At 73.9% G+C, this 13550-nt stretch carries 14 protein-coding genes; 5 read left to right on the forward strand and 9 right to left on the reverse strand.

What is annotated here, in order from left to right:
- Positions 1-82: 82 nt before the first annotated feature.
- The 4 genes from C8E97_RS27980 to C8E97_RS27995 all read right to left on the reverse strand — a co-directional run bounded on the left by C8E97_RS27980 (position 83) and on the right by C8E97_RS27995 (position 3796).
- The gene (locus tag C8E97_RS27980) at positions 83-340 is read right to left on the reverse strand and encodes a hypothetical protein (protein ID WP_121008390.1); all 258 of its coding nucleotides are present in this window, start codon (positions 338-340) and stop codon (positions 83-85) included.
- Between the two features lie 113 nt (positions 341-453).
- Positions 454-1137: a Crp/Fnr family transcriptional regulator gene (locus C8E97_RS27985; RefSeq protein WP_246019219.1), complete on the reverse strand. Its 684-nt coding sequence runs from the start codon at positions 1135-1137 to the stop codon at positions 454-456.
- Between the two features lie 195 nt (positions 1138-1332).
- Entirely contained in the window at positions 1333-2643 is a 1311-nt protein-coding gene (locus C8E97_RS27990) for a DNA polymerase IV (protein WP_121012573.1), read from the reverse strand.
- Between the two features lie 52 nt (positions 2644-2695).
- On the reverse strand, positions 2696-3796 hold the full coding sequence (locus C8E97_RS27995) for an amidohydrolase family protein (RefSeq protein ID WP_121008391.1): 1101 nt from the start codon (positions 3794-3796) through the stop codon (positions 2696-2698).
- Between the two features lie 37 nt (positions 3797-3833).
- Here C8E97_RS27995 and C8E97_RS28000 point away from each other — a divergent pair, with 37 nt between their 5' ends.
- Complete coding sequence (locus C8E97_RS28000; RefSeq protein WP_121008392.1) at positions 3834-5159, forward strand: glutamine synthetase family protein; 1326 nt, start codon at positions 3834-3836, stop codon at positions 5157-5159.
- A 25-nt stretch (positions 5160-5184) separates the two neighbouring features.
- Here C8E97_RS28000 and C8E97_RS28005 read toward each other — a convergent pair whose 3' ends face one another.
- Positions 5185-5784 carry a sigma-70 family RNA polymerase sigma factor gene (locus C8E97_RS28005; protein WP_121008393.1) on the reverse strand — a complete coding sequence of 200 codons (600 nt, stop codon included), beginning with the start codon at positions 5782-5784 and terminating at the stop codon, positions 5185-5187.
- A gap of 84 nt (positions 5785-5868) precedes the next feature.
- Complete coding sequence (locus C8E97_RS28010) at positions 5869-6591, reverse strand: class I SAM-dependent methyltransferase (RefSeq protein ID WP_121008394.1); 723 nt, start codon at positions 6589-6591, stop codon at positions 5869-5871.
- Between the two features lie 34 nt (positions 6592-6625).
- Between C8E97_RS28010 and C8E97_RS28015 the strand changes: the two genes are divergently transcribed.
- The 4 genes from C8E97_RS28015 to C8E97_RS28030 are packed head-to-tail and all read left to right on the forward strand — an operon-like array spanning position 6626 to position 9911.
- On the forward strand, positions 6626-7468 hold the full coding sequence (locus C8E97_RS28015) for a ParA family protein (RefSeq protein WP_170212015.1): 843 nt from the start codon (positions 6626-6628) through the stop codon (positions 7466-7468).
- On the forward strand, positions 7465-8100 hold the full coding sequence (locus tag C8E97_RS28020; protein ID WP_121008396.1) for a LysE family translocator: 636 nt from the start codon (positions 7465-7467) through the stop codon (positions 8098-8100). Before C8E97_RS28015 ends, C8E97_RS28020 begins: the two co-directional genes overlap by 4 nt.
- On the forward strand, positions 8087-8881 hold the full coding sequence (locus tag C8E97_RS28025) for a DNA-formamidopyrimidine glycosylase family protein (protein WP_121008397.1): 795 nt from the start codon (positions 8087-8089) through the stop codon (positions 8879-8881). The genes C8E97_RS28020 and C8E97_RS28025 overlap by 14 nt, the downstream gene beginning before the upstream one ends.
- Before the next feature lie 10 nt (positions 8882-8891).
- A complete protein-coding gene (locus C8E97_RS28030) occupies positions 8892-9911 on the forward strand; it encodes a quinone-dependent dihydroorotate dehydrogenase (RefSeq protein WP_121008398.1) in 1020 nt (339 codons plus the stop codon).
- Between the two features lie 159 nt (positions 9912-10070).
- On the opposite strand, the gene C8E97_RS28035 is transcribed toward C8E97_RS28030, so the two are convergent.
- From C8E97_RS28035 to C8E97_RS28045, 3 genes are all read right to left on the reverse strand, one after another.
- Positions 10071-11312, reverse strand: coding sequence for a uracil-xanthine permease family protein (locus C8E97_RS28035; RefSeq protein ID WP_121008399.1), 1242 nt, complete (start codon positions 11310-11312; stop codon positions 10071-10073).
- Between the two features lie 413 nt (positions 11313-11725).
- A complete protein-coding gene (gene pspM / locus C8E97_RS28040) occupies positions 11726-12544 on the reverse strand; it encodes a phage shock envelope stress response protein PspM (RefSeq protein WP_246019221.1) in 819 nt (272 codons plus the stop codon).
- Positions 12545-12573: 29 nt separating this feature from the next.
- Entirely contained in the window at positions 12574-13425 is an 852-nt protein-coding gene (locus C8E97_RS28045) for a PspA/IM30 family protein (protein ID WP_121008400.1), read from the reverse strand.
- Between the last annotated feature and the right edge of the window lie 125 nt (positions 13426-13550).

A 13550-nucleotide genomic window follows, 5' to 3' on the forward strand; every position in this document is an offset into this window, starting at 1 on the left:
AGGGAGGCCCTTCGCGGACCCGACCGTCCGCGAAGGGCCTCAGGGAAACGACGGCCACCCCTCGTTGAGCCGCCGCGTGGACCTAGAGCCGAGCGAGTTCCTCTTCGATGCCGGCCTCCAGCTCGCGCCGGTCGGACCGCACCACGCGCCACGCGTCGTGCACGGCCACCAGGCCGCCCGCCAGCACCAGCGCCACGGCCAGCGAGACGATCACGCTCGTGTCCAACTGCGTGACGATGACGACCGCGGACCAGAGCTGGACGGCGGTGAAGACCAGCGTGCAGGCGAGGCGTTCGGTGAACCGGCGGCGGGATTTGGCGGGTTCCTCGTGGTGGTTCATGACTCCCCCTCTGAACTCGGCGTGGTTCATTTGTAGGGGGGATCTCGACGATGTTCTGCGTCAGATGACGCACAAGCGGGAATCGGGTCCGAGCAGGTGAACCGGGGTGCGGGTCACGTCGTCAGGTCGTAGAGCCGTTCCACCGCGAGTATTTCGATCTTCCGCCGGCCGGTGCTGATGACACCTTCCTCGCGCAGCGACCGCAGGACCCGCACGAGCGATTCGCGGGACGTGCCGGCGATGCCCGCCAACTCCTCCTGGCTCAGCGACACCGCGCCCTGGTCGGCGATCCCGCGCTCCAGCGCCACGTCGATCAGCACGGCCGCCACGCGCTGGGTCGCCGTGCCGCTGATCTGGAGGCGCTGGCGGTCCGCGTCGCGCTGGCGGGCCACCACGACGGTCAGCACGGCCCACGCGATGCGCGGGTGGCGCTGGCACAGCGACGCGAACGCGGAGGCGGACAGGATGAGCGCCCGGACCGCGCCCAGGGCGCGGACGGTGGCCGACCGGGGCAGCCCGTCGATGGCCGAGCGCTCGCCGACGATGTCGCCCGCGCCCCGCACGGCCAGCACCTTTTCCCCGCCGCCCGCCTTCGTGGCGGTGACCCGCAGCAGGCCGCGGCGCACCACCAGCACGTGCCGGGTGACCTCGCCCTCGTGGCAGATCACCGCGCCGGAGGTGTACTCGCGCTCCGTGCCCGCCGCGCCGAGCACGGCGTGCTCGGCCGGGGTGAGGAGCCCCCAGAACCGGTCCACCCCGCCAGGGTGCACGGTGATCGTCGCGGCCGTGCGGTTCACGCGCCGCGACCACCCGATCGGCCCGCCGGCGGACGTCGGAAGGCCGAAGATCAGGACCGGGCCGGCCCGCCCGCGGTGCGGGGCGCGGCCCCGCGGTCCTGGGCTGCGCGGTCGGAATCCGGGCTCGGCGGTCCGGGCCCAGTGGTCCGCGCTCGGCGGTCCGGGCTCGGGGTTTCCGGCTCAGCGGCCCTCGGCTCAGTGGTCCCGGATCGGCGGTCCGGGCTCGGCGGCCCGGTCCGGGCCGGGCTGCGGCGCGTTGGGCCGGACCGGCGCGCTCGTGAGCAGGGAGGCCGGCCGCACCGCCGCCGTGCCGAACCGCGTCCTCGCCTGGTCGGCGGCCTGCTCGGCGTCCCGCCAGCCGCGCTCGGGCGCGTCGAACATCAGCTGCTCGCCGCCGTCGCCCTCGACCAGCTGCTCGACCCGCACGCCGATCAGCCGCACCGCGCCGGGCGGCACCTGCTCGTCCAGCAGGGCCGACGCCGTCCGGTAGACCTCCTGCGCCACGTCCGTCGGCACCCGCAACGTCTTCGACCGGGTGATCGTGGTGAAGTCGGCGAACCGGACCTTGATCGACACCGTCCGACCGCGCAGGCCGCGCGCCCGCAGGGTGGCGGTCGAGCGCTCGGACAGCCTCAGCAGCTCCCGCCTGAGCAGGGCGCGATCGAAGTGGTCGACCTCGAAGGTCTCCTCGGCCCCGATCGACTTCTCCCTGGTGGACGGCACCACGGGCCGGTCGTCCAGGCCCTGCGCCAGGGCGTGCAGGTGCTCCGCCAGCGCCGCGCCGACGACCCGCCGCAGCCTCGGCAGCGGGGTGGCGGCCACGTCCGCGATCGTCTCCAGCCCCACCCGGTCGAGCTGCTCGGCGGTGCGCTTGCCCACGCCCCACAGCGCCGACACCGGCAGCGGGTGCAGGAACTCCAGCACGGCCGCCTTCGGCACCACCATCATGCCGTCCGGCTTGCACAGGCCCGACGCCAGCTTCGCCAGGAACTTCGTGGGCGCCACGCCGACCGAGCAGGTGATGCCGTGCGCCTGCTCGACCTGCCGCCGGATCTCCTGCGCGACGGCGCCGGGACTCGACCGCAGCCGGCGCAGCGCGCCGCCGACGTCGAGGAACGCCTCGTCCAGGCTCAACGGCTCCACCAGCGGCGTGATGTCGCGGAAGATCGCCATCACCCCGCGCGAGACCTCCTGGTAGCGGGCGAAGTTCGGCGGCACGAACACCGCGTGCGGCGCGAGCCTGCGGGCGTGGGACGTGGGCATCGCCGACCGCACGCCGTACTCGCGGGCCAGGTAGTTCGCGGACGCCACCACGCCCCGGTGCGCCGTGCCGCCCACGACCACCGGCTTGCCGGCCAGCTCCGGGTGGTCGCGGATCTCCACGGACGCGTAGAAGGCGTCCATGTCGACGTGCAGCAGCGCGCAGCCGGTGTCGTCCGGCCACGTGCCGCCCCGCGCCCGGAAGCGCTCGACCAGACCGCGCGGGAGGTTGGCGCTGCGGCCCACGACCACTCCCCCCGGACACCCTTGATCACAGCTCGAACGCGTGTTCGACAGTCTAGTCCAACCGGTAGGCCCGGCGCGCGTTCTCCGACCCGATCAGGTGAGCGACGCGCACCGCGTCCGCCTCGGCGAAGGCGTGCCGCCGCAGGCCGGCCAGCAGGAAGTCCGACAGCGCCCGCCGGAAGAACAGCGCGCCCAGGTGGTAGAACTCGGCCAGGCCGAAGGCGTCCGTCGAGAACAGGAACTTCCCGAACGGCACGATCTCCAGCGCCTCGGCCAGCAGCCGGCTCGCCTGGTGGCCCACGCTGTGCGTCGCGAGCCCGAGGTCGACGAACACGTGCGGGAACACCTGCGCCAGGTAGCCCGCGCCCCGGTGGAACGGGTAGTTGTGCAGCAGCATGACCGGCACGCCGAGCGGCTCGGTGGCCCGCAGCAGGTCGCTCAGCAGCGACGGGTCGGCCCGGTGCAGCGCCAGGTCGCGGTCGCCGTAGCCGACGTGGAACTGCACCGGCAGCCCGCGCTCCAGCGCCTCCCACACCAGGAACCGCGACAGCACCTCGTCGGCGCACCGCCCGCCGCCGGCCGCCAGCCACCGCTCGCCCGCCGCGACGACCTCCGCGTCGGTCGGGCGCCGCCCGGACAGCGCCAACCCGACCCGGTACGCCGCGATCGACTTCGCCGCCACGGCCGGTGCGCGCTCCAACGCCCGGCGCACGCGATCCGGAAAGCCCGTGGCGCCTTCGATGATCACCTCTTCGGCGAGCCGTTCCAAGCGGATCACGCCGTGTTCACGCGATCCGGTGAAAACCGAGGGCCCGACGAGGCGCTCCGGCACCAGCCCGTCGTCTACCAGGAACGTCGTGATCCCGGAGGCCACGAGAAACGCCCGGTTGACCTCCGCCGCGCCCAGCGACCGCCGCCGCGCCACGTACTCGTCGGCCGGCGCGTGCGGCGGCAGGTCCAGCAAAGGCGCACACCAGCGCCGCACCGCGAGCCCCACCGACGAGTCGAACAGGGACGTGCCCCAGGGGCTCACGACGTCCGCCTGGGTCAACATCTCCTCGAACCCGGTCCGGTCCACGTCGTCCCGCAGCACCCCGTGGCAGTGGTGGTCCACGAGGTTCAACTCCGCGACGTAAGGCAGCAGCGGCTCCACTTGTTGAAGACTATGACCTGGTGTAACCACGCACCTCATGGACACCGCGGAACGCGACCACCGGCACGCCCGAGCGACCGACCTGCTGGAGGGCCTCGCCGAGCGCGACGTCGTGGCGGTCGCGATCACCTGGGTCGACCACAGCGGCATCACCAGGGTGAAGTCCGTGCCGCTGCACCGGTTCCCGGACGCCGCCGCGCACGGGGTGGGCTCGTCCCCGGTGTTCGACGCGTTCCTGCTGGACGACTCGATCGTCGCCGGGCGGCACGCCGGCGGCCCGGTCGGCGACCTGCGGCTGCACCCGGACCTGGACCGGCTCACCGTGCTCGCGGGCCAGCCGGGCTGGGCGTGGGCCCCTGGCGACCGCCTCGACCAGCACGGCGACCCGCACCCGCAGGACGAGCGCGGCCTGGCCCGCACCGTCGTCGACCGCCTCGCCGGGCACGGCTACGAGGTGCAAGCCGGGTTCGAGGTGGAGTGGGTGGTCGGCCAGGCCGGCACCGACCTGTTCCGCCCCGCCACGACCGGCCCCGCCTACGGCCACGTCCGCCAGGTCGAGCTGTCGGACTACTGCGCGGACCTGATCGCCGCGCTGGTCGAGCAGGGGGTCGACGCGCTCCAGTTCCACCCCGAGTACGCGCCGGGCCAGTTCGAGGTCTCCACCGCGCCCGAGGACCCGGTGCACGCCGCCGACACCGCCGTGCTGGTCCGCGAGACGGTCCGCGCGGTCAGCGCCCGGCACGGCCTGCGCGCGTCGTTCTCGCCCAAGGTGGTCGCGGACGGCGTCGGCAACGGCGGCCACCTGCACGTGAGCCTGTGGCGGGACGGCCGCAACCTGTTCGCGGCCGACGCGCCGCACCACCTGGCCCCCGAGGCCGAGTCGTTCGCCGCGGGCGTCCTGCGCCGCCTGCCCGCGCTGTGCGCGATCGGCAGCCCCTCGGTGGCCAGCTACCTGCGGCTGGTGCCGTCGCACTGGGCGGGCGCGTTCGCGGTGTGGGGCGTGGAGAACCGGGAGGCGGCGCTGCGCCTGGTCGAGGGCCGCGACCTGGAGGTCAAGTGCTACGACCTGTCGGCCAACCCGTACCTGGTGGTGGCGGCGACGCTGGCGGCGGGGCTGGCCGGGGTCGTGGACGGCGCGCGCCTGCCGCCGCCGGTCGGGGTGAACCCGTCCCTGGCGGGCGCGACCAGGCTGCCCACCTCGCTGGCGGAGGCGGTGGACGCGTTCGAGCGCGACGAGGTGCTGGCCGAGGCGTTCGGCGAGGAGTTCGCGGACACCATCGTCGACGTGCGGCGCGGCGAGATCGCCCGGTTCGCCGACTCCACACCCGAGGAGGTCGCCCACGTGACCCGCTGGCGGCACTGAGCACCGCCCGGTCGGGGCAGCACCCTCAGGGGCTCGCGACGCGCCCGCGCCGCCGCCGGCGCGGGGTGATCTCGCGGCGCAGCCTGGACAGCGCCCGGTGCTGCGCCACCCGCACCGCGCCGGGCGACGACCCGACGACCGCGGCGGTCTGCTCGGCCGTCAGCCCCACCACGACCCGCAGCAGCAGGATCTCCTGCTGCTTGTCCGGCAGGACCTTCAGCAGGGCGGCCACGTGGCGGGACAGCTCGACCCGCAACGCGACCTGCTCGGGGCCGTCCTCCTCGCTGGGCGCGTCGGGCAGGTCCGGCACGGGCTCGGCCCGGTTGCGCAGCGCCGCGCGGTGCGCGTCGGCCACCTTGTGCGCCGCGATGCCGTACACGAACGCCAGGAACGGCCGCCCGTGGTCCTTGTACGTCGGCAACGCCGTCAGCACGGCGAGGCACACCTCCTGCGCCACGTCGTCGGCCGACGTGAACGAGCGCTCGTGACGCCCGACCCTGGCCCGGCAGTAGCGGACCACGAGCGGCCGGATCGAGGCCAGCAACCACGCCGTGGCGAGGCGGTCGCCCGCGACGGCCCGGCGCACCTCGCCCTCCAACGACCCGGACGGCGGTTCCGGGGCCATCAGCGGGCCTCGGCTAAGTGCGGATCTCCCACGCGGGACTCCTGGCGGTCGGCGGCAGCTGCCGACCAAGGTTCTACCGCAAACTCAGGCCGGGCGGCGGGCCAACACGTGCAAGCGGGCCGCCACGTCGCGCAGCGGCGACAGGCTCGCGGCGGCCAGCTCCAGCTCGGCCAGCGCCTCGGCCGCGCCGGGGTTGCCCTCCAGCACCGCGCCGGGCACCAGGTCGGACACCACGCCGTGGCCCTGGAGCAGCTCCACCTCCAGGCCGACGGCACGCACCGCCGCCTCCAGCCCGGCCACGTCGAACCGCCGCTGCCCCTGCTCGCGCACGCCGGCGGGCTGCCCCGCCCCGTCGTCGAGCAGCCGGCGCGCGTCGACCAGCCTGCCCGCGATCGCCCGGTGCAGCACGGCCGCGAACCGGTTCGCCACCAGCACCGACACCGCGCCGCCTGGCGCGGCGGCGCGCGCGAGGGCGGCCAGCGCGACCTTCACGTCGTCCACGACCTCCAGCAGCCCGTGCCCGAGGACGAGGTCGGCGGACGCGTCGGCGTCCAGCGCGTCGGCGTCGCCCTGGACGGCCGTGACGCGGTCGAGCACGCCCGCCTCCGCCGCCCGGCGGTGCAGCGTCGCCAGGGCGTTCGGGCTGGGCTCGACGACGGTCACCGCGCACCCGGCCACGGCGAGCGGCACGGCCCACACGCCGCTGCCGCCGCCGACGTCCAGCACCCTGGGCGGTTCCCCGCCCCGGCGCTCCCGCGCGGCGGCCAGCTCGGCGTCGAGCACCCTGTGTACGGCGTCCGGTCGCATGGCACTAGAGCCTAGAGACCGTAGGCTGCACATCGTGCATACGGTGGCGGTGCTCAGCCTCAAGGGTGGCGTAGGTAAGACGACGGTCGCGTTGGGTCTCGCGTCGGCCGCGTTGCGGCGCGGTGTCCGGACGCTGGTCATCGACCTCGATCCGCAGTGCAACGCCACCTCGACGCTGGAGCCCGACGACACCGACGCCAGCATCTACGACGTGCTCCAGGAGCCCACGCTGGAGAAGGTCCGCGCGGCGATCAGGCCCAGCACCTGGGGCGCGGGCGTGGACGTGCTGTCGGGCTCGGAGGACGCCGAGCTGCTCAACCACCCCGATCCGGGCGAGTCGCGGCTGGGCAGGCTGCGCGAGGCGCTGCGCGCGCTGGCGGAGGAGGACGACGCGGAGCCCTACCAACTCGTGCTGCTGGACTGCCCGCCGTCGCTGGGCCAGCTGACCAGATCGGCGCTGGTGGCGGCGGATCGGGCGTTATTGGTGACGGAGCCCACCATGTTCGCGGTGGCGGGCGTGCAGCGGGCGTTCGAGGCGGTGCAGGCCGAACGGGAGCACAACGCGCGGCTCCAGCCGTTGGGCGTGGTGGTGAACCGGGTGCGACCGCGGTCGCACGAGCACCAGTTCCGCATCGACGAGCTGCGTGACATCTTCGGTCCGTTGGTGATGCCTGTCGCACTTCCGGACCGGTTGGCGGTGCAGCAGGCGCAGGGCGCGTGCATGCCGATCCACGAGTGGGGCACGCCGGGCGCCCGTGAGGTCGCGTTGGCGTTCAACCTGCTGCTGGCGCGCATACTGCGGCTGAGCCGCAGCCGGCGTCGTCCGGTGCACGAGGACTTCGACGACGAGGAGATCCAGGAGGCGGTGGAGGCGTGAGCACGACCGCGCTCCTGGCGTTCGCCCTCGCCGCGCTGCTGATGACGATCACCCCCGGTCTCGACACCATGATGCTGCTGCGCATGGTGCTCGGCGGTGGCCGCAAGGCCGGTTTCGTGTGCGGCCTCGGCACGACGCTGGGGTGCCTGGTGTGGGGCGCGGCGAGCGTCGTCGGGCTGACGGCGCTGCTGGTGGCGTCCCGGTTCGCCTACGACGTGGTGCGGTACGCGGGCGCGGTGTACCTGCTGTGGCTCGGCGGGTCGGCGCTGTGGCGGTCGTGGCGCGGCACGCGGGCCGAGCGGCCCGCCCGCGCCCCGGTGATCACGCCCGCGCAGGCGCTGCGGGTCGGGTTCACGACGAACCTGCTGAACCCCAAGATCGGCGTGTTCTACCTGAGCCTGCTGCCGCAGTTCCTGCCGACCTCGGGCGACTCGGCGGGCTGGGCGGCGCTGCTGGTGGGCGTCCACGTCGGCTTCGGGCAGGTGTGGCAGGTCGCCGTGGTGTGGCTCGCGGGCCGGGCGGCGGTGGTGCTGGCCAGGCCGCGCGTGCGGCGGTGGACCGAGCGGCTGACCGCGTCGGTGCTGGTGGGTTTCGGTCTCCGGTTGGCGTTCGACAGCGGTGCCCGAGGGTGACACGGTCTTCCTGACCGGGCGGCGGCTGGACGAGGCGCTGGCCGGGCGGACGCTGCTGCGCGCGGAGCTGCGCCACCCGCGGCTGGCCACCGTCGACCTCGCCGGGCGGGACGTGCTCGGGGTGGCCACGGCGGGCAAGCACATCCTCACCCGGTTCGCCGGCGGGCTGACGCTGCACAGCCACCTGCGGATGGACGGCTCCTGGCACCTCTACCGGCCGGGTGAGCGGTGGCGGCGGCCCGCCCACCAGGCGCGGGTGGTGCTGGCGGTGCCCGAGCGGGTGGCCGTGGGGTTCGCCCTGCACGACCTGGAGCTGGTCCCGACCGCCGAGGAGGCGCGGCTGGTGGGGCACCTGGGCCCGGACCTGCTGGGCGCGTGGACCGCCGAGGACGAGGCGGAGGCGGTCGCCCGCCTCACCGCCGACCCGGACCGCGAGATCGGCCTCGCGCTGCTCGACCAGCGGGTGCTGGCGGGCGTGGGCAACGTCTACAAGTCCGAGGTGTGCTTCCTGCTCGGGGTGTCGCCGTGGACACCGGTCTCCGGGGTGGACGCCGCCCGCGCGGTGCGCCTGTCCCGGAAGCTGCTGCTGGCCAACGCCACCCGGCCGGTCCGCAACACCACGGGGCTGATGGGGCGCGGCCAGGAGTCCTGGGTGTACGAGCGGGCGGGCCGGCCGTGCCGCCGGTGCGGCACGCGGGTCCGCGTCGCCGGGCAGGGCGCGGGCGTTCAGGAGCGGACGTCCTACTGGTGCCCGCGCTGCCAGCCAGGGCCGATCGCTTAGGGTTACCGCCGTGGTCTACAAGAGCGTGGTGCGCAAGGCGTTGTTCCGGATGCACGGCGGGGACGCGGAGCGGGTCCACGAGACCACGCTCGCCGCCCTGTCCGCGCTGAGCCCGCTGGCGCGGTTCGTGCGCCGCGCGCCGGCCGGCGAGCGCACCGTGTTCGGGGTCCGCTTCCCCAACCCGGTCGGGCTCGCGGCGGGGCTGGACAAGAACGGCCGCGCGCTGCCCGCGTGGGGCGCGCTCGGGTTCGGTTTCATCGAGGTCGGCACGGTGACCAGGCACGCCCAGCCGGGCAACCCCCGGCCGCGGCTGTTCCGGCTGCGCGCCAGCGAGGCGATCATCAACCGGATGGGCTTCAACAACGACGGCGCGCTGGAGCTGGCGAACCGGCTGGACCGGCTGGGCCCGCCTGCGGTGCCGCTGGGCATCAGCCTGGGCAAGTCGAAGGTGACGCCCGTCGAGGAGGCCCTGGAGGACTACCAGGCGTCGCTGCGGGCCCTGCACCGGCACGGCGACTACTTCGCGGTGAACATCAGCTCGCCCAACACGCCGGGCCTGCGCAGCCTCCAGGACCGCGCGGCGCTGACGTCGCTGCTGTCGGGGCTGACCGCGACCGCGCGGGAGCTGGCCGGGTCCGGCACGCCCAAGCCGCTGCTGGTGAAGATCGCGCCCGACCTGACCGACTCGGCGATCGGCGAGGTGCTGGAGGTGTGCGCGGAGCACGGCGTGGCCGGGCTGATCGCGACCAACACCACCCTGGCGCGGGACGGGCTGGCACCGGCGGACCGGGCGCTGGCGGGTGAGGCGGGCGGGTTGAGCGGCCGGCCGCTGGCGGCGCGGGCGCGGGAGGTCGTGCGGTTCGTGAGCCGGGAGACCGACGGGAAGCTGCCGATCATCGGCGTGGGCGGCATCGCGAGCGCGGACGACGCCAAGCGGATGCTGGACGCCGGGGCGAGCCTGCTCCAGATCTACACCGGCTTCATCTACGAGGGTCCGGGGCTGGTGCGGCGGATCGTGAAGAGTGTTTGAGGTTGTGTTGGATTGGCCCGACTCCGTCGGGCGGCTCGGCCGCCGGCAAGTCGGCGGCACACGGGGCGAGTTCCGCCGATCGAAAAGCGTGATCGGAGAAACACGCGCCGCGAACCACCGACGCGGCCTCGCGGGAGCGGCTGCGGGTGTTCGTGAGGGCTACCGTCGCGCGGCGCGTAGGGAGCGCAGCACCGGGTGCAGGATGACGACCAGCAGCGAGCCCCACACCAGGCCGCCGAGTTCCATGTCGCCCAGCCGGAGCGTGAGGTCGCCGACGCCCGCGACCAGCGCCGTGCCGCCGACCAGGGCGTTGGCGGGGTTGGCGAGGTCGACGCGGTTGTCCGTCCAGATGCGCACGCCGACCAGTGTGATCAGCCCGAGCAGCACCAGCGTCGCGCCGCCGACGACACCGGGCGGGATGGTGCCCAGCGCCGCGGTCGCCTTCGGCGAGAACGCCAGCAGCACCGCCATCCCGCCGGTCACCGCGTAGGCGGCCGTCGAGTACACCCTCGTCACGCCCATCACGCCGATGTTCTCGGAGTAGGTCGTGGTGCCGGTACCGCCGCCGAACCCGGCCAGGGTCGTGGACAAACCGTTGGCGATGATCGAGTCGCCGACGCTGCCGTCCAGGTTGCGGCCGGTCAGCCCGCCGACGGCCTTGACGTGGCCCACGTTCTCGGCCACCAGCACGATCACGACCGGCAGGACCAGCAGCGTGACCGACGGGCGCAGCTCCGGCGCGTGCAGGTCGGGCAGGCCCAGCCAGGCGGCCTCGGCTACGGCCGTCGTGTCGACGACGTCGAGCGCGAACCCGAGCACCCACCCGACGACCACGCCGAGCAGCACCGACAGCCGGAAGAACAGCTTCCGCCCGAGCACGCCGCACAGCAGGATGATCCCCAGCGTGACGACGGCGAGCAGCGGCTGCACGGAGAACGACGTCGCCGCGCGGTGCGACAGGTTCAGCCCGATGAGGATGACGACGGCCCCGGTCACGACCGGTGGCATGACGGACTCCAGGAGCCGCACGCCGAGCGCCTTCACCGCCACGCCGATGATGATCACCAGCAGGCCGGCGGCGACGACGCCGCCGAGCTGGGCGGCGACGCCCTCGCTGCGGGCGGCGGCCAGCGGCGCGACGAACGCGAACGAGGCGCCCAGGTAGCTGGGCACCCGGTTGCGCGTGATGACGAGGAACAGCAGCGTGCCGACGCCGGAGAACAGCAGGGTGGTGCCGACGGGCAGACCGGTGGCGGCGGGCACGAGGATCGTGGCGCCGACCATGACGACCAGGTGCTGGGCCCCGAACCCCACGGTGAGCGGCCAGCTGAGCCGCTCCTGGGGGCTGACGGCGTCACCGTCGGTGGTGCGCCCATCGCCGTGCACGGTCCACAACGCCACTCAATGCCCTCCCCGGCGACCAGGCCGGACGTCACTGTCCGACCACGGAATCCTGCCACGCCATGTAGTGGCCGCGACCAGATAACGGTCTGATAATCACACGATTGACGTAGGAAAAACCAGGCTGCCGGGTACTTCAGCGCAACTCGACTACGCGCAGTGATGCAATGGGTGTTCGTGCGGATGGCCCTGCCCCCGACCGCGGGCCACCGCCCACAGCGGCCCCCGAGCGTGCCAGATTGGGGCGCGACGTGGTCATCCGGTGCACCCGCGCCGGACGCGCGGACCGGTGTCCCGGCGTGACGCCGCCCGACCCGCCTCACCCGGATGGGGGACGGAAGCACGGCGCGGCACCACCCGGTTCAAATCACCCGGATGAGTGATGGAAGCACGGCGCGGGGCGGGCGCGGCGGTCAGGCCCACCGCGACAGGTCGCGCAGCGCCGACGCCAGGCCGGCCAGGTGGTCGGTCGCCTCGCCCAGCACCTGGCGCGGGTTCGACGCGGTGCTCTCCGCCAGCACGCGGCCGGCCGCCGCGACCAGGCCGCAGTAGCCCTCCACGCCCTCGTCCAGCTGCGCCCGCAGCCGGCGCACGCCCTCCACCAGCGGACCACGGTCCAGCGGCGGCGCCGTGTCGCGGGCGCGCTCGACCGCCTGGAGCTGGTGGGACACCGCCCGGATCGCCGACGCCGCCTCCGCGCCCGTCTCGCGGGCCTGGACCACCGACTCCGCCGGCACCGACGTCAACGCCGCCGAGTCGAGCTGGCGCAGCAGCTCGCGCAGGGTGTCCTCCGCCTCCTCCAGGCGCTCCATCGGCAGGCGGGCCGCCGAGGCGCGCGCGGGCAGCGGCGGCCGCACGGGCGCGGGTGCGAGGCGGCGGCGCTCCGCGTCGATGCCCCGCATCCTCGCGTTCGTGCGCAGCGCCAGGACGCCGGTGCCGGCGAACCCGACACCCGCGCCGACGCCCACCACCGCCGGCAGCGCGCCCAGCAGCGCGGACACGCCGACGACGGCCATGATCGCGAGCACGACCAGCCAGAACGTGAGCACGCGGCTCGACCGGCGGTAGCGCCGGTCGAGTTTCGCGCGCGGGTCGTTCCAGGCCGCGATCCGTCGTTTCACCTGGTCCGCGAGGTGACCTTGGAGCCGGCCCGGCAGGTCGCCCTGGAGCCGGCCCTGGAGCTGACCACCGACGAGCCGCGCGATCTCGCCGGCCGCCTTCCGGGGGTCCATCCTCGGCTGATCCATCGCGGACACCGCTCTCAGCCCTGGCTCGCGGGCGGGTTCTGCTGGGGCTGGGCCTGCGCCTGCTGGACGCGCTGCTGGATCTCCTGCTGGATGCTCGCCGACGCGCTGCCCGGCTTGCCCGCCGTCACCTCGCCGGCGACCTTGCCGCCCTGCATGGACGCGCGGATCTGCTCCAGCCGCGACGCGCCCGCCATCTGGGTGGTCGACTGCTGCACCTCCAGCATCCGGCCCTGCACGGAGTTCTGCGCCAGCTCCGCCGAGCCGAGCGCGGTGGTGTACCGCTTCTCGATCTTGTCGCGGACCTCTTCCAGGGACGGCGTGTTGCTCGGCGCGGCCAGCTCGGTCATCTGGCGCAGCGAGGAGGAGACCTGCTCCTGCATCTTCGCCTGCTCCAGCTGGCTGAGCAGCTTGGTCCGCTCGGCGAGCTTCTGCTGCAGCACCATCGCGTTGCGCTCGACGGCCTGCTTGGCCTGCGTGGCCGCCTGGAGCGACTGGTCGTGCAGGGTCTTCAGGTCCTCGATGCCCTGCTCGGCGGTGACGAGCTGGGTGGCGAACGACGTCGCGGCGTTCTCGAACTCGGTCGCCCGCTGCTCGTCGCCCTTCGCCCGCGCCTCGTCGGCGAGCACGAGCGCCTGGCGCGCGGACGCCTGGAGCTTCTCGACCTCACCGAGCTGCCGGTTGAGCTTCATCTCCAGCTGGCGCTGGTTGCCGATCACCGCGGCGGCCTGCTGGGACAGCGCCTGGTGCTGCCGCTGCGCCTCCTCGATGGCCTGCTGGATCTGCACCTTCGGGTCGGCGTGCTCGTCGATCTTGGACGAAAAAGCCGCCATGAAGTACTTCCATGCCTTCACGAAAGGGTTGGCCATCTCCTACGCCTGCCTTCTCCGCACTTCCCTGGCTCGCGCTCGTGATCGGCAACGACCCGGTGCCGGTGTTGGTTCCATCGTGTCAGTTGTCCGGTGCTGCTTCCACCGACCCGGGGAGATATCCG

The sequence above is a fragment of the Saccharothrix australiensis genome (genome assembly GCF_003634935.1).
GTDB classification, from domain to species: domain Bacteria; phylum Actinomycetota; class Actinomycetes; order Mycobacteriales; family Pseudonocardiaceae; genus Actinosynnema; species Actinosynnema australiense.